This is a genomic window from Exiguobacterium sp. s40 (genome assembly GCF_018617905.1).
GTDB classification, from domain to species: Bacteria; Bacillota; Bacilli; order Exiguobacteriales; family Exiguobacteriaceae; genus Exiguobacterium; species Exiguobacterium mexicanum_A.
The window spans coordinates 196,766-219,184 of sequence record NZ_JACSLC010000003.1; the positions used below are offsets into that span (position 1 = coordinate 196,766).

The window sequence follows — 22,419 nt, forward strand, 5'->3', positions numbered from 1 at the left end:
TCAGAAAAAACGCAACGCCTCCAATTGAGACGTTGCGTTTTGAATCGCGTTCTCGCTCCACATCCATTTTATAACCATCAGTTGGAGTTCCCTTTCCTGCGTTGACGCCAGATAAAAGCAAGGATAACAAGAATGAGACTCGCCATCACGGAAATGATCGCGAACGGGCTTGCCCCGGTGAGGAATAACTCGCCTAGTGCGACCGAGTAAGCGAGCCCGAACGACGTGACAAGTTTCGCCCCGATTGCGATCAATGCAAAGCGTGGAAATGGAACCCGGCTAAATCCGGCAGCGAGACAAATCACTTCATCAGGCAAAATCGGAATGACGAACAAGACGAGCAGGACACCGAGCCCATATTGATCGACGTACCGATCATACGTCGCAAGTTTGTCGGCATCGATAAGCCGCATCATTCGCTCTCGACCGAAGCGCGCGATCCCGTACATGACGAGAATACCGAGCGTCGTGGCGATACTACCGATCAAAGCCGCTCGAAGCGGACCGAGTGCGACGCTCCCAATCGGGATACTAACCGCCTCTGGTACAGGGAGTGCAATCGGTTGTAAAAAACTGAATGCGGCGAACACCCACATGGCCTGCTCCCCATACTGTTCGAGCAATCGTTCAAGTCCATATGAATCGTACAGGACGAGCCCAAATGAAACGTAATATAAGAAGACAAACAAAAGAAATAGTGTAAACGTCACTTTCAACATCTGTTTCAAGTACGTATTCGACCCTTCACGAATCGATCGCAATAGACCGATCGAGAGTGCGAGCAACACGATCCCGGTCCATCCAAGTTGATAAGGGAGCAATAGCGTCGGCAAGACGACGAACGGCAACAGGCTGAGCGCGACGAGCGCGCCTCCGTATCCGATATACACCATCATTCGTTTCTGCATGTCGCATCGCCCTCTCCCCGTTCTACTCTTAGTGTACCCGGATTCCTGCCTCGATGTATCCATCTGGGGCTACGGAATGTATCAGCCTTTTGCCCGAGAAAAAAGGCCACAGTCTGATGAGAGACTGTGACCTAACACTCACTCGCCGAATGAAGCTTGGATGAAATCGTGGAACAAGCGTTGTGGACGCTCCGGACGCGAAATGAGTTCTGGATGGAACTGTGACGCGACGAACCACTTGTGCTCTGGAATCTCGATGATTTCGACGAGACGGCCGTCCGGGCTCGTTCCTGAGAACTTGAACCCTTCCGCTTCGAACGCCTCACGGTACTCGTTGTTGAACTCGTAACGGTGACGATGGCGCTCATAGACGAGCTCTTGATTGTAAGCGGCGTGCGCTTTCGTTCCTGGCTCGAGCTTACATGGATAGAGGCCGAGACGGAGCGTGCCACCGAGGTCCTCGATATCTTTTTGCTCTGGGAGAAGGTCGATGATCGGGTAGTCCGTCGTCGGATCGATCTCCGCCGAATGGGCGCCATCGAGCTTCAAGACGTTGCGGGCGAACTCGACCGTCGCAAGCTGCATGCCGAGACAAATCCCGAAGAATGGGACGTTGTTCTCACGGGCATAACGTGTCGCTTCGATTTTCCCTTCGATTCCGCGTTCTCCGAATCCGCCTGGGACGAGAATCCCATCAGCATCCCCGAGAATCGTCTCGACGTTTTCCGCCGTCACGTCTTCTGCGTTGACCCAATCGATATCGATGTCCGCGTTGAAGGCGTAACCGGCGTGTTTGAGCGATTCCGCGACCGAGATGTACGCGTCACGAAGTTCAACGTATTTCCCGACGAGGGCGATTTTCACTTTCTTCTCGAGGTGCGTGACCGTGTGCACGAGCTCTTTCCAAGCCGTCATATCCGCAGCTGGCGTGTTGAAGCCGAAGTAGTCGTTGACGAGTTGGTCCATCCCTTGTTTTTGAAGGTTGAGCGGTACTTCATAAAGGGTTGATGCGTCTTGTGCTTCGATGACCGCTTCTTTGCGCGTGTCACAGAACAAGGCGATCTTTTCACGCATATCTTCCGGAATGTCGTGCTCGGTACGGAGGACGATGATATCCGGTTGAATCCCGTAACTACGAAGCTCTTTGACGCTGTGCTGCGTCGGTTTCGTCTTCATCTCACCGGCAGCGCGAAGGTAAGGGACGAGCGTACAGTGGACGTACATGACGTTCTCTTTGCCGATGTCGTTCTTCACTTGACGAATGGCCTCAATGAACGGAAGCGACTCGATGTCCCCGACTGTTCCACCAATCTCTGTGATGACGACATCTGCGTTCGTCTCGCGACCGGCGCGGAAGACACGGTCTTTAATCTCGTTCGTGATGTGCGGGATGACTTGGACCGTACCCCCGTTATAATCGCCACGGCGTTCTTTTTTCAAGACCGTCGAGTAGATGCGACCTGACGTCACGTTGGCGTTTTGTGACAAGTTGATGTCGATGAAGCGCTCGTAGTGACCGAGGTCAAGGTCCGTCTCGGCGCCGTCATCTGTGACGAACACCTCGCCGTGCTGGTACGGGCTCATCGTCCCTGGGTCGATATTGATATATGGGTCAAACTTTTGAATCGTCACGTTCAAACCTCGGTTTTTGAGTAGACGTGCGAGCGAAGCGGCTGTGATCCCTTTACCGAGTGAAGATACTACCCCACCTGTTACGAAAATATACTTTGTCATCATCATTCTCCTCTCTTGAATGCCACAACGGGAAACGAAAAAACAAAAAAAGCAAAAGTGCCCCCACTGAAATGGAGGACACTTTTGCTGCATCGTTACGTGCTAAACTAGCCCATGACTAATTTACGTCAGAGACGATGCAGTCGTCAAGTCATTATTTTTTCTTTTTTTCAACTATCAAAAAAGAAAAAGAGACACGCCTAGCCGGGACAAATGCCCGGCTTTTTGCGGTCTCTTATAAATCATCCTCGTCTTCAAGGTCGAGGTCGTCGTCCAAGTCTTCGTCCTCGAACTCGTCAAGGCCTTCCACTTTTTCGGCTTCATCCTCGGCATCGAACTCAGATGCGTCAAAATCTTCACCTTTTGCAAAGACGTCAAGGTCGTCTTCAATGTCGACGATGCCTTCATCTGTCTCATCGATCCCTTCTTCGAACTCATCGAGCTCACCGCGTTGGCGTGCTTCGATGACGAGATCTTCGTCTGACTTATCGAACGGATACCAAACACGAAGCGCCCAACGGTTAGCTCCCAAGTTGACGAATAGTCCGTCGATGTTCATGTCCGTGTAGAGTTGCGCGATTTTCTCGAGCTCTTCCTCTTCACTTGCGAACGTATAGTTTTGTCTGATCAGCTCACGGATCTCATCAAATGATACTGGTTGCTCGCCAGTCTTTTGAAGAATTTCGTAAACGAAATCAATCAACGATTTATTCATTAAAGGACACTCCTTTTCCGTCACTAGTTAAACATCACTCCTCATTATAAACAAAACCGATATGAAAAAGCTAGAGGAAATTATTTTGAAGTTTCAACGTTTTTTTTGGATGCTTAACCAATAGAGCGTAATCAATCCAACGTTGAAGATCCACGTCAGTCCGAGCACCCCAAGCATCCAATCGCGTGGGACTTTGAAGGACAACTCCGCATTGACCGACTGGCCGGTATATAGACCGTAGCCGAGCAATCCGACCATAAGCGCGGAATACGCGACGACCATCCCGAACCGTTTCCATAGTTGCAACAGCAACAAGGCAAACTCTTTATGCCCCCATACGATGCATATAGATAGACGTGACCCGCACTCGCATACATCGTCTGGACGTACCCACTCACAAACAAGACCGGGATGAACACGAGCGGCTCCAAGAATCCGAGGAAGAATAGCAACGACGTGACGAGCAGGACGTAGTACTGATGACGCGCCACGTCGAACACACGGTTCAATAATATCCAGCCGATGACGCCCGCCAAGAACGGCATGAACACATAGAACAAAAGCACTTGAAACGAATATAGCGCCAGACTGACGAATACGGCGCCAATCAACGTCCAACCGCCGAACAATCCGACGACGAACGAGAGCAACTGGACTTGCCGTGTTTTGGTCGCACTGACGTACGTTCTCGTCCGCTCCTGGAACAATACCCATCCGACGTACCCGAGCAGAATAATCATCAATAAAAAGATTTCCACGTACCCGCTCGCCCCTTCCAACAGGCTGAGGAGACGGCTCACCAACGTGAACACGGTGACGGTGATGAAGGCAAGCACGAACTTCCCGGTCGCCCACGTCCACGTCGCCGTTTTCTCGAGCGGCAACTTTCTGACAAACGACCATGGAAGAACGAGACTGACGAGGAATAGAAGGACGGCCCCGTTATACGATTGCGTCAGGATATAGGAGAAGGCGACAATCCAAGCAATGAGCGTGAGCACAAGCGGTAACGAACTCCCTTTCTCATCTGACGGTTGTTTTGGTGCCGACAATTCGCTTAGCTGTGACAGAATCGTCGTCATAATCGACCCGACACCGACAAGAAAGGCGCTCAATTCGATGGCCTAGCCAAACGGCCACAAGAAGCAGACAAGCCCGCGACCAAGACGGACAATGCCAACAAGAATGTCCGTTTCGAGCCTAGCCGTCCGATGACATACACCCATAACAATAGCCCCGACATACTCGCCACATAAAAAATCATGAACGGGATTAATCGTCCTGAGCCTTCTTCCACTGCCATAAGTGATAAAAATAAGATTTGAGGCAAAATTTGACTGCTGAGGGCACTGACAATCGTCAATAACACGACCGTGTTCTTCAAACGGAACACCTCATTTCTCAAAAATGGCCGAATCCATCTCTCTTTCTTCTCTTTCCCGCTTCTAGTGCGAAAACAGCCAGCTTCATCGCACATCGATTTCTCAGTTTTTTCACATGTTTGCCGATATAAAGGAGAACGCTATTTTAGCTGTATGAGAAAAAGGAGAATGAATCATGGCACTGTTCCGTAAAGCAAAACCTGCCGCCTACGCCGCGTCGATCGGCTTTCCCGATGTGGCGACAATCGCGCAACCAACCGACCCGAATTTGAACGGACGCACCCATTATATGGGTTATACGGCGTCGCAAGTGACACAACTTCAAAACATGGCCCCGCTCGTCGAAGCGGTGTTAGATGACGTCCTTGAAAACGTGCTCGACCACTTGATGTTGCAACCCGAGATGGTCCAACTCGCCAACGCCTCATCGACGCGTGAGCGTCTGAAAAAAGTGTTCGCCGACTACTTCCGTAGCCTGTTGACCGGAAAGATCGATGACAAGTTCCTCGCCATGCGCAAGCGGATGGGACAAACGCATCATCACTTCTCGGTACCGGTCGTCTGGTTCCTCGCGACGTATTCCGCCTTCAACACGTTGCTCATCCCAAAAATCGTCGAGGCGTATCAACACGACCCGGCCACGATGACTGAGTCGCTCCTCGCTTTGTCTCACGCGATGAACTTGGACGCTCAAATCGTCACCGAACAATATGTCGACGCCCGCCTCGATGAAATCGAATCGGCGAACGTCGCTCGGGCGGCGCTACTTCATGACGTGAGCCGCGTCAGCACAGAAGTCGCGACGACGATGGAACAAACCGGTCACGCCATGTCCGAGACGAGCAAGCGGGCCCATCAAGTCTTGTCCGAAACCGAACAGACGGAGAAGATGAGCCGCCACTTGATGAACTTGACGCATACGAACGGCGAACAAATCGAACAGATGGAGACCGAGTTCAAGCAATCGGCGACGTACGTCGATGCCTCGCTCGAACGGATCACCGCCCTTAAGGACGGTTCACAAGACATCGTCAGCATGACCCGGAGCATCGAACAGATCGCCAATCAGACGAACTTGCTCGCCTTGAACGCATCGATCGAAGCGGCCCGGGCCGGTGAGCACGGTAAAGGCTTCGCCGTCGTCGCCACCGAGGTGCGCACGCTCGCCGAGAACGCGAAGCAGTTGAGCAGTCAAATCAATGTCCTCATCCATGAGAACGAGACGAACATCGCCGCCCTGCTCGACCAGATGGGACAGATGCATCGGACGAACGACGAGGCGATGCGTCAACTCGGTGCCGTCAAAGCAGGCTTCTCGACCGTCAAAGACGAGATGGGCAATTACGTCCTGTCGTTCGAACGGAACAAGCAAGACCTCGGCCAAATGGTCGAGACGATCTCCGCCATCAACGAGACGACGCAAGGCTTATCGCACTTGACGTCTTCTTTACTAGCTACGTCCGAAATGCACTGACGACAAAACAAGGCACGGTCCGCGGACCGTGCCTTGTTTTTATTGGACAATCGGTTCTGGTACTTCGATTGGAGCGAGGGAGCGATCGAGCAATTCGACGACGTCGAACGTGCCGACCGTCTCATCGACTTCTTTCGCTTTCGTCCCGTCCGAGAGCATCGTCAAACAGTACGGACATGCCGAGCCGATGACGGTCGGCTTCGTCTCGAGCAGCTGCTCGGTCCGAGCCACGTTGACGCGCGTCCCGACTTTCTCTTCTTGCCACATGAGACCGCCGCCGGCACCGCAGCACATGCCGTTCTCACGGTTCCGGTCCGCCTCGACGAGTTCGACACCCGGGATGCGTTCCAAGACGAAACGTGGGGCGTCGTAAATGCCGTTATAGCGCCCGAGGTAGCACGAGTCGTGATAGACGACCCGTTCGTTCACGGAGAAGTCCGGTTTGACCCGGCCCGTATCGAGCAGCTCGGCGAGGAGCTCGGTATGGTGATATACTTTCACACCGCTCAGTCCGAAGTCCGGATACTCGTTTTTGAACGTGTTGTACGCGTGCGGGTCGACCGTGACGATTTTTGTGACCCCATACTTCTCGAACAGTTTGATGTTCGCCTCGGCAAGCTCTTGGAACAACAGCTCATTCCCGATGCGGCGTGGCGTGTCCCCTGAGTTCTTCTCTTCGTTCCCGAGGATGGCGAACGAGACGCCGGCCTTGTTCAAGACGCTCGCAAAGCTTTGGGCGACTTTTTGGCTGCGGCTATCGTATGAGCCCATCGCCCCGACCCAGAAGAGGAACTCGAACTCTTCGCCGGCCTTTTTCTTCTCTTTCGCCGTCGGGATGACAAGTTCTTCCCGGTCTTTGCGCCAGTTCTCGCGCTCTTTCCGGTTCATCCCCCACGGGTTGCCTTGACGTTCGATGTTCGCGACCGTACGTTGCGCCTCAGGATCCATCTTGCCTTCCATCATGACGAGGTAACGACGAAGGTCGATGATCTTGTCGACGTGCTCGTTCATGACCGGACATTGGTCCTCACAGTTGCGACATGTCGTACATGCCCAAATCTCTTCTTCGGTGATGACGTTGCCAATCAACTCGTCGGCGACGAGCATATGCCCGTCTTGAGCCGCGGCCGCAATCTCGGCCCCTTGCGTGTTTTGGAACATGAGCGCCGGTGCCCACGGCGATTTACGCGTGATGGCGGCCCCTTTCATGTTCATGTGGTCGCGCAGTTTGACGATGAGGTCCATCGGCGACAACATTTTACCAGTCCCGGTCGCCGGGCAGACGTTCGTACAGCGTCCGCATTCGACACAGGCATACAAGTCAACGAGTTGTTTTTGGTTGAAGTCTTCGATCTTATTGACGCCGAAGACGATTTCTTCATCCGACTCCTCGGCCTCTTCCATCGCTGAGAAGTCGACCGGTGCGAGACGACCGACCTGGTGCGTCCGTCCGAGCCAGACGTTGAGCGTCCCGGCAATCAAATGGGCGTGCTTGCCTTGCGGGATATAGATCATGAAGCTGAGCAAGAACAAGAGGTGAAGCCACCAAAAGACGACGAACAAGGCGAAGGCGACCCCTCCCGGTACCCAAGCGAACGCCGAACCGATGAGTGTCGCGACCGGTTCGCCCCACATCGGGAGCTCTTCTTTATAGACGAGGTAGAACCCGTTCCCGAACAAGACCGATACCATCAACCCACCGATGAAGATGAGGGCGAGACCGGCCAGAAAGTTTCGTTTTAAACGCACGAGTTTCTCGACGTAACGGCGGTAGAATCCCCAAACGACCGCGACGAGAATCATGAGCATGACGATTTCTTGCATGAACGTGAAAATCGGATAGAGCGGACCGAGCGGGATGTGCGGGAAACGCGTCCCGACAGCAAGTCCTTTCCAGATGAAGTCGATGGCCCCGAACTGGACGAGGATGAACCCATAGAACATCATGACGTGAATGATGCCGCTCTTCTTGTCTTTCAACAGTTTCTTTTGCCCGAACACGTTGATCATGACCTGTTCAAGCCGTTCCTTATTCGTTTGGCTCCACTCTGCCTTTTTCCCGAGCTTGATGAACGTATAGCGCTGGTACACCAACGATGCGAACAAATATAGTCCATAGCCGAGGACGAGCAAGAATAGAATCCAGTTGACGATTAAAAATGTAGACATCCCCAAAACTCCCCCTTATGAAAACGGATTCAATCTTGAGTTCAGTATATCAAACAATGAATGAACAGTCATTCATTTTTATCGAAGAGGTCAAAAATTGAGCACATGCTTCAAGAATAAGAGGATGCCGCCATACCCGACGACGGCGAGGACGAACGTCCGGAAGTGAAGGTTGCGGTCGGCCGGGAGCTCGAACTTGACGATGTTCAGAATCATCGCCCCGGCGACGAACGCGAACAAGATGGCCTCGACGTGCGAGGCGAGGTCGATCAAGCGGGAGAAGAAACCGCCAGCAAGAATCCCGCCGCTCAACAAATAACGCCCTTGCCGGATGTACCGTTCCCCGTAATGGCGATACAAGTCGTGGCCGACGGCGAGGAAGTGTACGCCGAGCGCCGTCGCGTAGAAGCTGCGTGCGACGAACGTGACGGATGACGCTGTGACGACGTAAGCCGAGAACGACATATATGCCGTCAACAGCGTCACTTGGAGCCAGTACGACACGTTCTGGTCAATCGTCTCGTCTTTGAAATGGGGCGTCCGGACGACACGCATCGTCCCGTAAAAGACGGTGAAACCGAGCAGGCTGATGACATAAATCTCCGACGGCAAGGCCAGGTCGAGCCAATCCACTTGAAGCGTGTCTTGCCGCTTGTTCAAGGACGGCAAGAGATACATGAAAAAGTATGTGATGGCGATCCCGCTCGAAAACGAGAACCATTTTTGAGACGGCACCCGGTCTCGCGGAAACAGATAAATTCCGAAAAAATTGATGAGCGCTAAATAGACCACGATCCAGTTCGCCATCTCATGTCACCCCTTTAGTTCAATCCAAAACCGCTCGACAATTTTCCCGCCTTCCGCTGTGAACGGCGTGTCCGGCACGCCGCCATTGTTCAAAATGACTCGGCGTGACGCTTCGTTCGTCCGGTCGCACGTAATCAACGCCCGCTCGATCCCGAGTTCTTTCGCTTTCTCGAGTGCGAGCTCGAGCTGTTTCGTAGCGAGACCACGTCCGCGGGCACTCGGCTTGATGCCGTACCCGATGTGTCCCCCGAAGTTGAGGAGGTTGTCATTCAATTCGTGACGGATATTCGCCGCCCCGAGCAACTCGTCCCCATCCGTCAGCCAATACGTCGTGCTCGGCACCCAACTGACGTTGTTCACCCGTACTTCTTTATCACGAATCTGTTTAACGTACGACGCAAAGTCGGACGCGTCACGGTCGACGGCGTTCGGGACGATCGTCTCGGAGCGTTCCCGCCATTCCTTTAAAAAATCGAGCACGTTCGCTTCCTGCTCCATGGATGTCTTCACTAGTCGCAACATAACGCTTCCCCCTATTTTTATGTATAGAAAAGACCGCAAAGCGGCCTTAATCTTCGAGTCCTAATCGTTTTGGCATCTGCGGGGCGAGCTCACGTGCCTCGTCAAGACGGCCCGCTTCGACGAGCGTATGGAACCGTAAAAACTCCTCTTGCGTCGCGTCACCGATGGCGGCCAAGTAGTCGATGTAGCGGTCGTATACCGATCTATCTTCCGGTCGCGCCTCGATCAAGGCGACGTAAAGCCGGACCGTGTCTTCCCCGTAAAGAAGCGGGAACTCATCGTTCAATTGGAGCAATTTATCGACCGAGTCCATATCGACGCCAGTCTCGTTATCGTAGTGCCCGACGACCTGTTCGGCGTGGTCCTCGAGGCGGCCGCGCCACTCTTCATATTCGTCCTCATTCGTCTCGAGCATCTCGAACCAATCCTCGTTCAACATCTCTTCAATCTTTCTTACGCGTTCTGCAAAATTCATGCGAACTCTCCTCCTTCAAACGTCCACGTGACGTCGACTACATAGTTACCTGCCAAGTCATCGTTCATCGACAACTCGTAGGCGAAGCGGCAACGTCCGTCCGCGACATCGAGCCGCTCCGTCGTCGTCGCCATCGTCATCGACATGTATGGGTTTTTATATAGGCTTTGGGTCAAGCGCCCTTCAATAAAGGAATGATTCATCTCAATCGGTCCTTTACAGATGAGCGCGAGCCGGCCCGTCGTATATTTGATCGTTGTCGGCACGACGCCGTCTTCTCGTTCTTGATCGAACGTCAAGACGAAGCCGGTCTTCAATTCATAATAGAGCCCGTCGACTTGCAGCTCAATCGGCTCCTCGATTTCACTGATCATTGTCTTTTGGCGCACACGTACGCGTTTCGGTTCAATTGCCATGGTGATTCCCCTTTCCGCTGTCCCATCGTACCATATCTCGCGAACGGTCCGGAATCGGTAACTTTTTCTTTCCCGGTTCGCGGACCGTTCACACTACAAAAAAGACAGAGTTCCCCCTGTCTTTGAATCAACTTAGCTTATAGACGCGACCTTCGAACGGCTTCAAATGAAGCAGTGTCGTCTCGTCATGCGGCTCGAGCGGCATGTTTTTCAAGACGACGTCTTCTGAGCGAAGCGTGATCTCCGTCGCAAAGATGGCTTCTTTCCCTGTCAAATTCGTCATGACGAGGTATTGCGAGTCACCGAGCGTGCGTGTGTACGCGTAAATCTCTGGGTGCTCCGGCAAGACGATGTCATACGTCCCATAGACGAATGTCTCATCTTGCTTGCGAAGACGAATCATCTCTTTATAGAAGTTGAGAATCGAGTCGTCGTCTTCGAGCTGGGCGCCGACGTTGATGTCCGTGTAGTTCGGGTTGATGCCGAACCACGGCGTCTCCGCGAACGTGAAGCCCGCGTTCGGGGCGTCGCTCCACTGCATTGGTGTGCGCGTGTTATCACGTGACGAGTTCCACGTGATGTCCATCATCTCGTCATGGCTCTTGCCGTTCTCGAGACCGATGTAATACCGGTTGCGCGTCGCGATATCATCGTACTGGTCAATCGAGTCGAACTTCACGTTCGTCATGCCGATCTCTTGGCCTTGATAGATGAACGGCGTCCCTTGCATGAGGAAATACATCATCGCGATCGACTTGGCGCTCTCTTTCCAGTAGCGCTCGTCATCACCCCATGATGACACGGTCCGCGTTTGGTCATGGTTCTCGACGTAAAGGGCGTTCCAGCCGTCTGCTTCGAGGCCTTTTTGCCATTTCGTGAGGACGTTCTTCAAGTGGACGACGTCGAGCTTCGACTCGGCGTCTTCACGCCAGAGACCCATGTGTTCGAATTGGAACACCATGTTCATCTTGCCTTCCTTCTCGCCGACCCAAAGGTGGGCATCGTCAGGTGAGACGCCGTTCGCTTCGCCGACAGTCATGATGTCGTGCTTGTTGAACGTCTCGTCGCGAAGTTCTTCTAAATAACCGTGAATCCCGTCGACGTTCATATGCATCTCGAACGATGGCACGAAGTCGAGACCTTCCGGGTTCGGCAAGTCGCCGAACGACGGGTGTTTGCGGATGTGGCTGATTGCATCGACACGGAAACCGTCAATACCCTTGTCGAGCCACCAGTTGATCATGTTGTACACCGTCTGGCGCATCTCGGCGTTCTCCCAGTTCAGGTCCGGCTGTTTCTTCGAGAAGACGTGCAAGAAGTATTGTTCCGTCGTCTCGTCAAACTCCCAAGCCGACCCGCCAAAAATTGACTCCCAGTTGTTCGGTTTCGAGCCGTCGGGTTTGCCGTCACGCCAAATGTACCAGTCACGCTTCGGATTGTCTTTTGAGCTCTTCGATTCGATGAACCATGGGTGCTCATCCGACGTATGGTTGACGACGAGGTCTAACAGCAATTTCATGCCGCGCGCATGGACTTCCGTCAACAGACGGTCAAAATCTTCCATCGTCCCGAACTCGTCCATGATGTCCTGATAGTCGCTAATGTCATAGCCGTTGTCATCATTCGGCGATTTGTACATCGGACAAATCCAGATGACGTCGACGCCGAGGTCTTTCAAGTAATCGAGTTTGTCGATGATGCCTTGAATATCGCCAATCCCGTCCCCGTTCGCATCATAAAAACTGCGCGGGTAGATTTGATAAGCGACAGCTTCTTTCCACCAGTTTCGTTTCAGTGTTTTCGTTTGTGTGTGTTGGTCACGTTGTAAAAGTTGCATGTGTCAATGATACTCCCTTGTCCCTAAACTCACTGCGCATCCTATATACTAATATCAGTGCTGTTGTCTCTTTATCTCGTTAGCGCAATCGTTTGCACGATTGCAGTAAGTTTATCTTACCAAAAATCATTCCACGACACAAAGATGTTTTTAACAGCTTACTCATCGTGTACCCTACACGAATTTGAAATGAAATGAAAGTGAGGCGACTTACATGATCCGTTTGGCCACACAGGCCGATCTCTCGGCAATCGATCAACTGATTTTAACGAAAGCGCAATCGTTTCGGGCCGCTGGAAAAACGCAATGGCAAAAATATTTAGAGCCGAGTCGGACCGATTTTGTGACCCATGACGTCACGAACGGAACCGTCTATGTATACGAAGCGAACGGAGACATCGCCGGGTCGGTCAGCTTGATCCCACCGACGTCTTGGGACGAGAACTTGTGGGACGATCCTGACGCGGCCGTCTATTTACATCGCCTCGTCGTCGATGACCGGATGAAAGGCCGACAAGTCGGTGAACAGTTGATGCATTATGCGCTTGCAGCGACGTCAGACCGAGTTCGCCTCGACTGTGTCGCCACGAATCACTTCTTGAACGCCTATTATCCTCGCTTCGGCTTCAATTATGTCGGCGAACGAAATGGATTCTCTTTGTTCGAAAAAGAGGCTTGACCTTGACGCGACGTCAACGTGTACGCTGACTTCAAGGAGGTGAGGACATGTACACGATTCAACAACTCGCGACACTCTCTGGCACGACCACAAGGACGTTGCGTCATTATGACGCCGTCGGTCTGCTCGTCCCGGAACGTGACGTCAACGGCTATCGGCGCTACTCGTCGCATGATGCCGAGCGGTTGCAGACGATTCTGCTGTATCGTTCGCTCGACTTCCCGCTCGAGACGATTCAAGGCTTACTCGAAGCCGAACCGTTCGATCGGACCCGTGCCCTCGAGGAGCAAGTGACCGCCCTGCGCGCGAAAGCCGCCTATTTTGCGACACTCGCCGAGACGGCGGAATCGACGCTCACCTCACTGAGAGGAGGAATTCCAATGGAAGACAAATCGTTGTTCAAGGGATTATCGTTTGACGAACTGAAAGCCCATGAAGCGAAGCACGAGGCGGAGACAGAAGAACGTTGGGGCAAGAGTGAGGCGTATAAGACGTCACGTGCGCGCGCCGACAAGCGATCGAAAGAAGACTGGGAAGCGCTCAGTCAACAACAAGTCGATCTCGTCAAGCCGCTCGTCGACTTGTTCACTGCCGGCGTCCCGGTCGAAGACCCGCGTGTCCAAGCGGCCGTCCGGGCGAACCACCTGTTCATCAATGACCAGTTCTATGACTGCTCGCTCGACATGTTCAGCGGACTCGGTCAGATGTACGTCATGGACGAGCGTTTCACCGCGTTCTATGACAAGTACGCGCCAGGACTGGCCGTCTATTATAATGACGCCATCCAACACTATTGCATCACCCAAAGCTAAACGGCCAAAGCATCGCGCTTTGGCCGTTATTTTGCCGTTCGACGGTCATACACATCATCCTTTAGCAATGACTCGATTTGACGTCTCAAGAGCGGGAGCGCCGTCGTGAGCTGCAAGTACGGATACGTGGCAAAATTATCCGTCCCGCCGATGTAGAGCACGGCCCGGTCTGCTACAGACCAGCCCCGCTCGGTCCACTGTTCGATTCGTGCCTCACAGACGTCCGGTTTGGCCCGGAACGCCCAGTACGCTTGGAGTTGTCCTTCTGCCATCGTCGGTGCGACCGTCAATACCGGGCAGTCGAAGCGGGCGAGGACGCTCGGGTCAATCGGCCCCGTCTCATGGGTGACGATGAGCTGCGGGTCGAGACGATCGAGCCACATCGTCGTCTTCGTATCGTTCAATGAGGTGACACGTAGAATGTGGTGGAACGGAATCGGCTCATCGTTCAATGGATAGCGACCTTTCAGTTCTCGGATCCGCGTCCGGCTCGAAAGGCGCATGACAGGCGACGTCAGCCGGACGTATACATGCGTCAGCCAATGCTTGATGGATTCCGGACGATGCTCGCTCGGCCCATCTTCCTGAACGACATGGGTTACCCCAAAGTTGCGGATCGCATGATAGACGTAGGCAGATGTCCGGTGTTCTCCAATGAGTAGTACGATCGGTCGGCCCATTTTGTCCCTCCCCTTTCTCTTCCTCCGAACGCCTCTCATCCGTGTCGCTCCTGCGTCGAGACGACGGCCGGGCGGCAACGGTCCGCCACTTCTTCCATCGATAAACTTTCAAATTGATACGTTTGATGCAACGTTTCATAATGGGCGATGATTTCACCCAACAAGGCCATGTTTTCGGATACATGTTTGCCGAAGTTGTGCGGGTGCCACCAAAGATGGAACACTTCCCCCCGTTTGGCCGCATGCGTCATGCTCCGTTTGATGCGCCGCACTTTGAGTCGGTCGAGGAAGCGAAGCGCCGGCACGTAAGGTCTAAGGAATCGGCTCGATGGGACGTTATAAGGAGATGATTGCCGAATGGCTGCCCACGAGACCGTGTGGTGGCCCGTCAAATTGACGTAGGCATCAAGCAGACGAAGAGCCCGTCGTCCTAATCCCTCATCCCTTCTCGCATCGGCCCGATAAATGTAATGGGTCTCATTGCCGCGATAGACATCGATTCCGACTTCTTGTGCCGCTTGGAAATGCGCCGGGCTCGATTGATTGCGCGGATAGACGATGCTCTGAATGGATAAGTCGCGACGTGCGGCCACCCGCTTCGCCGCCTCGAGATCGGCCTTGAACGCCTCGATGGTCACTCCTTCTTCTAAACAAGATAGATGACAATACGTATGCGTCCCGATGGTTTGACCAGGCGTCGCCGCGATTTGATCGACGAGTGATTTCCCGAAGTGATACGGGTCGACCGCCTCGTCCGCCCCGACGTGCTGCATCCAATTGTATGAAGAATATTCGGGATGCCGATACGCCGGTTGAATCGTCGGCAAGTCTTTCAATAGCTCTGCTTTCGTCTCATAGAACAGGAATCCGACCGTCGCCCAAGTCGCATGAATCTGGTGCACGGCAAACAAGTCGAGCAAGCTCGGTACGACTTGCCGGACCCCGAGTAAATTATCGCCATACGCCTCAATCGTCGTACCGTCAAACGTGCCCCAGTTCAATTCAAAATCTAGTGAGATGACAAACGCTCCGTTCATCGAGACCCCTCCTCTGTCTTCACTTCTTTCCTTCACACGACTCACGAAGCTCTAGTTCGGCGAGCGCCCGTTTCCAGGAGCCGTACCGACGGGATACTTTGGCGACACTTGGTCGTTTATGTTGTTTCGCCCATTTTTGATAGGTGATCGCGTTGAATGGCATGACGACCCGACTTGCTTCTAGCAACGATTGAACGATTTCTGCTTTTTCACGTTCTGGCTGGACGGTAAAATGGAGCTCCTCTAAACGCTCTACCGTTTTCACGGCCAGACTCCAAGACCCGAAATGGGAAATAATATCACCTAGGGAAGGACCGGGATGATCTTTGACCCATTGTTGGTAATGGGTGCTCGTCAACTTCCCTTCCTGTTCAAGTGCGAGCCGAAGCGCTGCAACGAGTTCTTGTTGGGTATAGTGCTTTCGGGCTTCTAAGAGTCCGGCTGCTTTCAAGGCGCCGGTCCATGACCCGTAAAAATTGAGAACGTCGAGAAATGTCGGGACGTCCCGGTCTCGGCTCCAGAGCTGATATTGTTTAACCGTGAGGGTCGGAGTCAGAGATGCAGCGGCTCGAAGCGCTTGAATGATCTCTGCTTCCCGGTTCATCGTTCGTCCTCCTCAGACACTTTGTTCCGTGACGATCGAGCGCGTATCGAGCACGGTCTGGATGACTTGCTGTTGTTCCCCGAGGGTCAAGTCGGATCCCGATGGAAGGCAAATCCCATTCTCGAACAGACGCCGACTGACATCTTCTCCATCGACCGTCACATATTCGGCATCGCGATACACCGGTTGTAGGTGCATCGGTTTCCAGACAGGACGAGATTCGATGCCGGCACTGGCGAGTCGCTCCATCACCGTGTCACGGTGCAAGTCTGTCTGATCCAACTGCATGGCGGTCAGCCAACGATTGGCCCGTGAGTGCGGGACTTCTTGCTGATATGTCGTCCCGAGCTGACGGAACATATGCTCATAGCGAGCGAACACGCGACGTCGTGCTTGAACGCGCTGCTCAATCACTTCGAGCTGTCCCCGACCGATCCCGGCCGAGACGTTGCTCAATCGATAGTTATAGCCGACTTGTTCGTGCTCATAATGCGGCGCGTCTTCCCGAGATTGCGTGGCCAACTTGAGCGCCAACTGTCTCGTTTCCTCATTCGGTACCATGAGCATGCCGCCGCCTGATGTCGTGATGATTTTATTGCCGTTGAACGAATAAAACCCGATGTCCCCGATGGTTCCCGTCATTTGCCCGTGCCACGTCGAGCCGAGTGATTCGGCCGCGTCCTCGATCAATGGGACACCGAACTCACGACAGATGTGGCGAATCTCACCGATTTTCGCGACGACGCCGTACAGATGGACGACGATGACCGCTTTCGGAAGCTTTCCTTTCGTCGCGGCTTGGACGAGCGCTTTCCGAAGCGCGTCTGGCGACATATTCCACGTCGTCGTTTCCGAGTCGATAAAGACCGGAATGGCGCCGACGTAACGGATTGGATTGACCGAGGCGACGAACGTGAGTGACTGACAGAAGACCGTGTCCCCTGTCCCGACGCCGAGCGTAAGTAGCGCCAAATGGAGGGCAGCCGTCCCTGAGCTTGTCGCCAAGGCGTACGGATGGTCTGCGTAAGCGGCGACTTCCGCCTCAAACGCGTTGACGTTTGGCCCAAGCGGGGCGATCCAATTGCTCGCGAACGCCTCTTCGATGTAGGCCATCTCACGGCCCGACATATGGGGCTTCGATAATAGGATGTTCATTTGATGCCCTCCTTCATCATGGTTTTATACGAGATATACCAATCGACGACTTGCTCGAGTCCTTCAAACAGCGATGTGCTCGGGCTGAAGCCGATCAGCGTGTCGAGCGTCGGAACGGCCGACTGCCGAAGTACCGACTCGCGCATCGGCAACGACGTCTTCGCCGATTTGTTGAGGATATGTCCGATGTCGGACAGTAACGTTTGGACGTTCACGTAGTCGGAGGCCGGGATTTGAAAATATCCGACTGGCGACATCCCGGTTTGAATCAAGCGAAGCAAGCGGACGACCGATTCGACGACATCATCGATATAGGAGACGTTGATGATATCCGTCGCGTAATACCCTGAGAGTCGGACACCGCGGTCGACGGCGACAATGGCCTTTGACACTAGCGTCGAGGCATCGTCCCAAGGTCCGAAGACGTCTTCTGTGAACAGATGGATCACCGGACATTCCCCGTCCTCCTGTTTTACAGGCAAGTCAAACGTGATGAACGATTCAACCGGGACCCGCTTCGTTTGGATGGCGATGTAGCGTTTCATCAACTCGTAACGTTCCAGCGGCTCTTCACTTCCGTTATGGCGACGGGTCGAACATAAGATGATGTGTCTCGGTTCGTGTCGATTCAAAACGCTGCGCATGACTGTCTTGTTCGCGAGCGTCGAACGAATCAAATGAAAGCGCGGGTGGGTGAGTACGTAGAGGCGCTGTTTGGCGATTCGTGTCTTATGCCGCCCTTCATCGTCAATCCCGACGACGTCAAACCCTTCGTGCAACAGCCGACGTGCGATATGAAACCCTTGAAAACCAGCTACTCCGACGATAAGCACCGTTTGATCGTTCATCATTCTCCCCCTCTTCAATCGTGATGACCTTCAATTTCCGTCAGCGAGACGTGTCCCGGCGATATAGGGACGCATCCGTTTCACACCGTGCGTGAAGAGACGATCGATGTCTCGATCAAGATCGTCACTATTGGCGATAAAGAGCAACAAGTAAGTCAAGGCTTCCCGGTCATCCCGTAACGTCTCGATGAGATGCAGGACGGAAGCGACGGTCGTGAAGGGACGGGTCCGGCCGACAAAGATTTTTGGGAAGACGTTCGCTTCTGGACCGAGTTCGCTCGCGGCGAGCAATTCTTCATATAACTTCTCACCCGGACGAATGCCGGTGACTTCAATGTCGATCTGTTCGGTCGTAAAACCGCTCAACTCGATCATTTTCTTCGCCAAGTCGATGATTTTGACCGGCTCGCCCATGTCGAGCACGAAAACCTCTCCCCCTCTGGACAAGACGCTCGCTTGGATGACAAGCCGGCTCGCTTCCGGGATGGTCATGAAGTAGCGGGTCATCTCAGGATCGGTGACGGTGACCGGTCCGCCCCGGAGAATCTGTTCTTTAAAGAGCGGTACGACCGAGCCGCGACTGCCTAAGACATTTCCGAAGCGTACGACTGCAAAGATCGTCTCGCTCGTTCGGGCTTTCTCTTGGACGACCATCTCGGCGATTCGTTTTGTCGAGCCCATCACGTTCGTCGGATTGACCGCCTTGTCGGTCGAGACCATGATGAAGCGGCTCACGTTATGCCGGGCCGCGACATCGACCATATGTTTTGTCCCGTAAATATTGTTTTTGACGGCTTCGAGCGGATTGTCTTCCATGAGCGGCACATGTTTATGAGCGGCGGCATGATAGACGATGTCCGGCTGGTACGTACGGAACACATCTTCGAGCCGAGCTTCGTCTTGCACATCCCCGATGACCGGGTGCAGGATCGTCTCCGTACCGAGCCCACGCAACTCTCGCTCGATCAAGTAAATACTGTTCTCCCCATGACCGAGGAGAATCATTTCTGCCGGGGCGAATTTGATCAATTGGCGACACAACTCCGAGCCGATTGATCCACCGGCGCCAGTGACGAGCACAGTCGCGCCTTCGACATGGCGAGATATTCCAGATATGTCCAATTGAACCGGCTCACGTCCTAGCAAATCCTCGATTTTCACTTCGCGAATCTCGTTGATGGAGACTTTTCCGGTCGCCAGTTCCGAAATCATCGGCAAGGCGTGGGATTCGGCTCCTGTCTTCTCGATTCGTTTCAGCAAGGCGAGACGCCGTGTATAAGCCAAGCTTGGAATGGCCAAAATAACCACTTCGATACCATGTTCTTGAATGATGCGTTCCAAATCGTTCGTCATCCCGAGGACCGGGACACCGTGGATGTAGAGTGCCTGCAGTTGCGGGTTGTCGTCGAGCAGACCGACGACGCAGAGGACGGTCGTCCGATGTTCTTTCAACTCACGGACAATCAACTGTCCGGAATCCCCGGCTCCGATGATGAGTGCTTTTCGTCCCGGATGGTTCGAATGGGGTTTGAACACGTCAAACACATGGTTGCGGGCTAAGAAGCGGGTGAACAAGATGAGGTTGAATGCGAGCAACCCTTGTACGGCGATGATCATCCCAAGGCCAGCCCCGAAGTGGAACTGGTTGTAGGCGTACAACACCAAGTCACTGCTCAGTAAGGCGATGGCGACTTGTTTCATCTCATGGACCGAAGCGTAACGCCAGTCGATGCGATGAATCTTCAAGACGCTCCCGACGAGACTGAAGCTGACGATTTTAATGGCGACCATCATCAACATCTCGCTCGATTCGAGTGCCGCGTACGACGTGATCGTGGAGAACATCAGTTCAAACGTCGCGTACAATACAAACGAGACGATCAAGATGTCGAGACATAAAAAGAGCAAATTGCGTTGATTCTTCCGATAGACGTTCACGAGTGTTGCCATGGTAGTTCGCACCTCCAAGAGTCTGAGTTGTTCGTTCGTGGTGTAGGTTGGAATGCGCAAAAGATGCGTCGATGCTAGTAAACTACCCGACTATCCTCAACAAGTTTAAAGATAAAACGAGCTTTTTCTCATTAACGACATAGATGCGAAAAAGGAGTTCACGAAATTATTATCATGATTTCATTCACATAATGAATAATTGTCGGACAAACGGGAAATGGAAATACATATAACCCGAATTGGGTATCGTTTACATTATTTTGAACATAGCTAAAACGTCACATAAGGAGGTAGAAATCGATCGTAAGCATCCTTTTTGACTAGCTCGTTGACTCTTCAACCAATACATGCTGTTCATTCACACCAAGAGACCTTCCGAGACGCTCGCTGCGTCTCCCTCCAAAGGAGAGACACCAAGATGAAAAAATGGACACGCCCTCAAATCGTACAAGCGTTGCAGTTAGCTGCTCAAGAACATGCCGAGCTCGATTCGAAACGGTATAGTGTATGGTCGCAAACCAAAAATGTCCCGTCCCTTTCCACCGTCATCCATCAGTTCGGGTCTTGGCGCGAGGCGCTCGCCGCTGCCCAAATCCAAATGTCGTTCCATTACTACTCGGATGAAGACATCCTCCGCGCGTTGAATCAAGCCGCCGAGGAGTTACCGCTCTTCACGAGCCAAACGTATCGGGAATGGTCGAAAGTGACACGCTCCCCGTCGCTCACGTTGATCAGCAGTCGTTTCGGCTCTTGGTCGAACGCGCTCCGGGAAGCGAAACTTCAGACGACCGCCGCGAAAAACAACGAAGAGCGCATCATCCAAGCCTTGATTGAAGCATCCGAAGAACTCGAACGTCTTACGTCCCAGCACTACGCCATCTGGGCCCAAGAATGCGGTTATCCGACAGTCGCGACGATCGCCCGGAAATATGGATCTTGGAGCTACGCCTTGTTCGTCCTCGACATCGCCCCGCCGAAACGGAAATGGGACGAAGAAGATGTCATCGAAGCCCTCCGCGTCGCGAAACATGAATTGTCACACTTCAGTATTCTGCATTACCGGAAATGGGCCGAAGGACGTAACGTGCCGAGCACGTCGACCATCAACGCCCTCTTCGGCAGTTGGACGGCCGCATTAAAATGCATGGAAGAACAGACGATCACCCAATAACAAAAGCCCTGTCTCACGATGAGACAGGGCTTTTGTTCAAGTGACGATCGAAATGAATAGCGGGATGCCGATGAGCAAGTTGAACGGGAACGTGACGGCGAGGGCGAGCGTCAAATAAAACGACGGCTCCGCCTCCGGGACCGATGCTTGGAGCATGGCCGGTGCGGCGATGTACGACCCGCTCGCCGCGAGCGTCATAAGCAGAATCGTTCCCCCATCAGACAGTCCAGCCATTCCGGCAGCGAGAAAACCGATGGCCGCGCCGACGAGCGGAAACGTCATCCCGACGACTAAAAACTTCATCCCGTACGACGGTAGCGTCTTCAGCTGATGACCGACCTTTACGCCGAGGCTGAGCAAGAACAACAGCAACACGCCTGGGAACAAATCGACAAAAAACGGGGTTAATGCCGACATATCCGGGGTGACCAGCCCGACGATGAGACCAGCCAAAAGCAGCAAGATGCTTTTCGAGAGCAGACTGTCACGAATGACGGTGAGCGATTGGGTCGGTGCCGCCGTGATGCCGAGGACGCGGCTTTGATTGTATAACAACAGTGCGACGACGAGACCCGGAATTTCGAGGACGACGACGAGTGTTGTCATGAACGGCTCATAACTGATGCCGAGACGTTCGAGCTGCGCCGTCGCGGCGACATACGTCACGAGCGAGACCGAACCGAACGTCGCGGCCATGGCAATGCGCTCCGGAAACGTGAACTTCAAGAACGCTCCAAGGCCGAACGCGACGAGCGGAAGTACGAGACCAAGCACGAGCGTGACGGCGAGCGGGAACGCCAACTCGTCCATCGATACCGAGGCGAGCCCCATCCCTCCTTTCAATCCGATGGCAAGCAGTAAGTATAGGTTGAGCGTGATGCTGAGTGACTCAGGAATCTTCAAATTCGATTTGCCGAGAGCGGCAATCACACCTGTCACGAATAGGAGCACCGGGGCACTCGTCAATAAAAACATCAATTGTTCCATCTTTTCCTCCTGGACGACAAAAGCGCACACCAAAGAAGGGTGTGCGCTGCATGCCGA

General features: G+C 53.4%; 22 protein-coding genes. 4 read left to right on the plus strand and 18 right to left on the minus strand.

Annotated elements, in window-relative coordinates:
- Positions 1-77: 77 nt before the first annotated feature.
- The 5 genes from KNP02_RS04185 to KNP02_RS14835 form a co-directional block, all read right to left on the minus strand.
- Complete coding sequence (locus tag KNP02_RS04185; RefSeq protein ID WP_214708424.1) at positions 78-908, minus strand: TVP38/TMEM64 family protein; 831 nt, start codon at positions 906-908, stop codon at positions 78-80.
- Positions 909-1,046: 138 nt separating this feature from the next.
- On the minus strand, positions 1,047-2,642 hold the full coding sequence (locus tag KNP02_RS04190) for a CTP synthase (protein WP_214708422.1): 1,596 nt from the start codon (positions 2,640-2,642) through the stop codon (positions 1,047-1,049).
- A gap of 235 nt (positions 2,643-2,877) precedes the next feature.
- On the minus strand, positions 2,878-3,357 hold the full coding sequence (rpoE, locus tag KNP02_RS04195; protein ID WP_214708420.1) for a DNA-directed RNA polymerase subunit delta: 480 nt from the start codon (positions 3,355-3,357) through the stop codon (positions 2,878-2,880).
- Between the two features lie 155 nt (positions 3,358-3,512).
- Positions 3,513-4,472, minus strand: a complete 960-nt coding sequence (locus KNP02_RS04200; RefSeq protein ID WP_251129195.1) for a hypothetical protein — start codon at positions 4,470-4,472, stop codon at positions 3,513-3,515.
- Positions 4,469-4,741 (minus strand): hypothetical protein, encoded by a 273-nt coding sequence (locus tag KNP02_RS14835; protein WP_251129196.1) that lies wholly within the window; start codon positions 4,739-4,741, stop codon positions 4,469-4,471. The genes KNP02_RS04200 and KNP02_RS14835 overlap by 4 nt, the downstream gene beginning before the upstream one ends.
- A 173-nt stretch (positions 4,742-4,914) precedes the next feature.
- On the opposite strand from KNP02_RS14835, the gene KNP02_RS04205 reads away from it, so the two are divergent.
- Positions 4,915-6,213 (plus strand): methyl-accepting chemotaxis protein, encoded by a 1,299-nt coding sequence (locus KNP02_RS04205; RefSeq protein WP_214708418.1) that lies wholly within the window; start codon positions 4,915-4,917, stop codon positions 6,211-6,213.
- Between the two features lie 39 nt (positions 6,214-6,252).
- Here the strand turns inward: KNP02_RS04205 and KNP02_RS04210 are convergent, their stop codons facing one another.
- From KNP02_RS04210 to KNP02_RS04235, 6 genes are all read right to left on the minus strand, one after another.
- Positions 6,253-8,382 carry a (Fe-S)-binding protein gene (locus KNP02_RS04210; protein ID WP_214708416.1) on the minus strand — a complete coding sequence of 710 codons (2,130 nt, stop codon included), beginning with the start codon at positions 8,380-8,382 and terminating at the stop codon, positions 6,253-6,255.
- A gap of 90 nt (positions 8,383-8,472) precedes the next feature.
- A complete protein-coding gene (locus KNP02_RS04215; protein ID WP_034779293.1) occupies positions 8,473-9,189 on the minus strand; it encodes a hypothetical protein in 717 nt (238 codons plus the stop codon).
- Positions 9,190-9,195: 6 nt separating this feature from the next.
- Positions 9,196-9,711, minus strand: coding sequence for a GNAT family N-acetyltransferase (locus KNP02_RS04220; RefSeq protein WP_214708414.1), 516 nt, complete (start codon positions 9,709-9,711; stop codon positions 9,196-9,198).
- A 46-nt stretch (positions 9,712-9,757) separates the two neighbouring features.
- Positions 9,758-10,186, minus strand: coding sequence for a hypothetical protein (locus tag KNP02_RS04225; protein WP_214708412.1), 429 nt, complete (start codon positions 10,184-10,186; stop codon positions 9,758-9,760).
- A complete protein-coding gene (locus KNP02_RS04230; RefSeq protein WP_214708410.1) occupies positions 10,183-10,602 on the minus strand; it encodes a YwiB family protein in 420 nt (139 codons plus the stop codon). The genes KNP02_RS04225 and KNP02_RS04230 overlap by 4 nt, the downstream gene beginning before the upstream one ends.
- A 127-nt stretch (positions 10,603-10,729) precedes the next feature.
- Positions 10,730-12,439 (minus strand): glycoside hydrolase family 13 protein, encoded by a 1,710-nt coding sequence (locus KNP02_RS04235; RefSeq protein WP_214792178.1) that lies wholly within the window; start codon positions 12,437-12,439, stop codon positions 10,730-10,732.
- 214 nt (positions 12,440-12,653) lie between these two features.
- Between KNP02_RS04235 and KNP02_RS04240 the strand changes: the two genes are divergently transcribed.
- Together KNP02_RS04240 and KNP02_RS04245 are read left to right on the plus strand one after the other, a co-directional pair.
- Entirely contained in the window at positions 12,654-13,118 is a 465-nt protein-coding gene (locus KNP02_RS04240) for a GNAT family N-acetyltransferase (protein WP_214708408.1), read from the plus strand.
- A gap of 47 nt (positions 13,119-13,165) precedes the next feature.
- Positions 13,166-13,930, plus strand: a complete 765-nt coding sequence (locus tag KNP02_RS04245; protein ID WP_214708406.1) for a MerR family transcriptional regulator — start codon at positions 13,166-13,168, stop codon at positions 13,928-13,930.
- 26 nt (positions 13,931-13,956) lie between these two features.
- Here KNP02_RS04245 and KNP02_RS04250 read toward each other — a convergent pair whose 3' ends face one another.
- Genes KNP02_RS04250 through KNP02_RS04275 form a run of 6 tightly spaced genes read right to left on the minus strand, consistent with a single transcriptional unit; the run spans position 13,957 to position 20,204 of the window.
- Positions 13,957-14,610, minus strand: a complete 654-nt coding sequence (locus KNP02_RS04250) for a hypothetical protein (RefSeq protein WP_214708404.1) — start codon at positions 14,608-14,610, stop codon at positions 13,957-13,959.
- 35 nt (positions 14,611-14,645) lie between these two features.
- Complete coding sequence (locus KNP02_RS04255) at positions 14,646-15,647, minus strand: polysaccharide deacetylase family protein (protein WP_214708402.1); 1,002 nt, start codon at positions 15,645-15,647, stop codon at positions 14,646-14,648.
- 19 nt (positions 15,648-15,666) lie between these two features.
- Positions 15,667-16,251, minus strand: a complete 585-nt coding sequence (locus KNP02_RS04260; RefSeq protein WP_214708400.1) for a hypothetical protein — start codon at positions 16,249-16,251, stop codon at positions 15,667-15,669.
- A 12-nt stretch (positions 16,252-16,263) separates the two neighbouring features.
- Entirely contained in the window at positions 16,264-17,406 is a 1,143-nt protein-coding gene (locus KNP02_RS04265; RefSeq protein ID WP_214708398.1) for an aminotransferase class V-fold PLP-dependent enzyme, read from the minus strand.
- Entirely contained in the window at positions 17,403-18,254 is an 852-nt protein-coding gene (locus tag KNP02_RS04270) for an NAD-dependent epimerase/dehydratase family protein (RefSeq protein WP_214708396.1), read from the minus strand. The genes KNP02_RS04265 and KNP02_RS04270 overlap by 4 nt, the downstream gene beginning before the upstream one ends.
- Positions 18,255-18,284: 30 nt before the next feature.
- Entirely contained in the window at positions 18,285-20,204 is a 1,920-nt protein-coding gene (locus KNP02_RS04275; RefSeq protein WP_214708394.1) for a polysaccharide biosynthesis protein, read from the minus strand.
- Between the two features lie 418 nt (positions 20,205-20,622).
- On the opposite strand from KNP02_RS04275, the gene KNP02_RS04280 reads away from it, so the two are divergent.
- Complete coding sequence (locus tag KNP02_RS04280) at positions 20,623-21,375, plus strand: homing endonuclease associated repeat-containing protein (RefSeq protein WP_214708392.1); 753 nt, start codon at positions 20,623-20,625, stop codon at positions 21,373-21,375.
- Between the two features lie 36 nt (positions 21,376-21,411).
- Here KNP02_RS04280 and KNP02_RS04285 read toward each other — a convergent pair whose 3' ends face one another.
- Positions 21,412-22,362, minus strand: a complete 951-nt coding sequence (locus tag KNP02_RS04285; protein WP_214708390.1) for a sodium-dependent bicarbonate transport family permease — start codon at positions 22,360-22,362, stop codon at positions 21,412-21,414.
- Between the last annotated feature and the right edge of the window lie 57 nt (positions 22,363-22,419).

Excerpts from the sequence above, each read along its gene's own strand:
- KNP02_RS04240 (WP_214708408.1), top strand. The coding sequence starts at position 12,654 with ATGATCCGTTTGGCCACACAGGCCGATCTCTCGGCAATCGATCAACTG.
- KNP02_RS04205 (WP_214708418.1), top strand. The coding sequence starts at position 4,915 with ATGGCACTGTTCCGTAAAGCAAAACCTGCCGCCTACGCCGCGTCGATC.
- KNP02_RS04245 (WP_214708406.1), top strand. The coding sequence starts at position 13,166 with ATGTACACGATTCAACAACTCGCGACACTCTCTGGCACGACCACAAGG.
- KNP02_RS04215 (WP_034779293.1), bottom strand. The coding sequence starts at position 9,189 with ATGGCGAACTGGATCGTGGTCTATTTAGCGCTCATCAATTTTTTCGGA.
- KNP02_RS04250 (WP_214708404.1), bottom strand. The coding sequence starts at position 14,610 with ATGGGCCGACCGATCGTACTACTCATTGGAGAACACCGGACATCTGCC.
- KNP02_RS04185 (WP_214708424.1), bottom strand. The coding sequence starts at position 908 with ATGCAGAAACGAATGATGGTGTATATCGGATACGGAGGCGCGCTCGTC.
- KNP02_RS04280 (WP_214708392.1), top strand. The coding sequence starts at position 20,623 with ATGAAAAAATGGACACGCCCTCAAATCGTACAAGCGTTGCAGTTAGCT.
- KNP02_RS04190 (WP_214708422.1), bottom strand. The coding sequence starts at position 2,642 with ATGACAAAGTATATTTTCGTAACAGGTGGGGTAGTATCTTCACTCGGT.
- KNP02_RS04265 (WP_214708398.1), bottom strand. The coding sequence starts at position 17,406 with ATGAACATCCTATTATCGAAGCCCCATATGTCGGGCCGTGAGATGGCC.
- KNP02_RS04220 (WP_214708414.1), bottom strand. The coding sequence starts at position 9,711 with ATGTTGCGACTAGTGAAGACATCCATGGAGCAGGAAGCGAACGTGCTC.
- KNP02_RS04285 (WP_214708390.1), bottom strand. The coding sequence starts at position 22,362 with ATGGAACAATTGATGTTTTTATTGACGAGTGCCCCGGTGCTCCTATTC.
- KNP02_RS04230 (WP_214708410.1), bottom strand. The coding sequence starts at position 10,602 with ATGGCAATTGAACCGAAACGCGTACGTGTGCGCCAAAAGACAATGATC.
- KNP02_RS04255 (WP_214708402.1), bottom strand. The coding sequence starts at position 15,647 with ATGAACGGAGCGTTTGTCATCTCACTAGATTTTGAATTGAACTGGGGC.
- rpoE (WP_214708420.1), bottom strand. The coding sequence starts at position 3,357 with ATGAATAAATCGTTGATTGATTTCGTTTACGAAATTCTTCAAAAGACT.
- KNP02_RS04225 (WP_214708412.1), bottom strand. The coding sequence starts at position 10,186 with ATGAATTTTGCAGAACGCGTAAGAAAGATTGAAGAGATGTTGAACGAG.
- KNP02_RS04275 (WP_214708394.1), bottom strand. The coding sequence starts at position 20,204 with ATGGCAACACTCGTGAACGTCTATCGGAAGAATCAACGCAATTTGCTC.
- KNP02_RS04210 (WP_214708416.1), bottom strand. The coding sequence starts at position 8,382 with ATGTCTACATTTTTAATCGTCAACTGGATTCTATTCTTGCTCGTCCTC.
- KNP02_RS04270 (WP_214708396.1), bottom strand. The coding sequence starts at position 18,254 with ATGAACGATCAAACGGTGCTTATCGTCGGAGTAGCTGGTTTTCAAGGG.
- KNP02_RS04260 (WP_214708400.1), bottom strand. The coding sequence starts at position 16,251 with ATGAACCGGGAAGCAGAGATCATTCAAGCGCTTCGAGCCGCTGCATCT.
- KNP02_RS04235 (WP_214792178.1), bottom strand. The coding sequence starts at position 12,439 with ATGCAACTTTTACAACGTGACCAACACACACAAACGAAAACACTGAAA.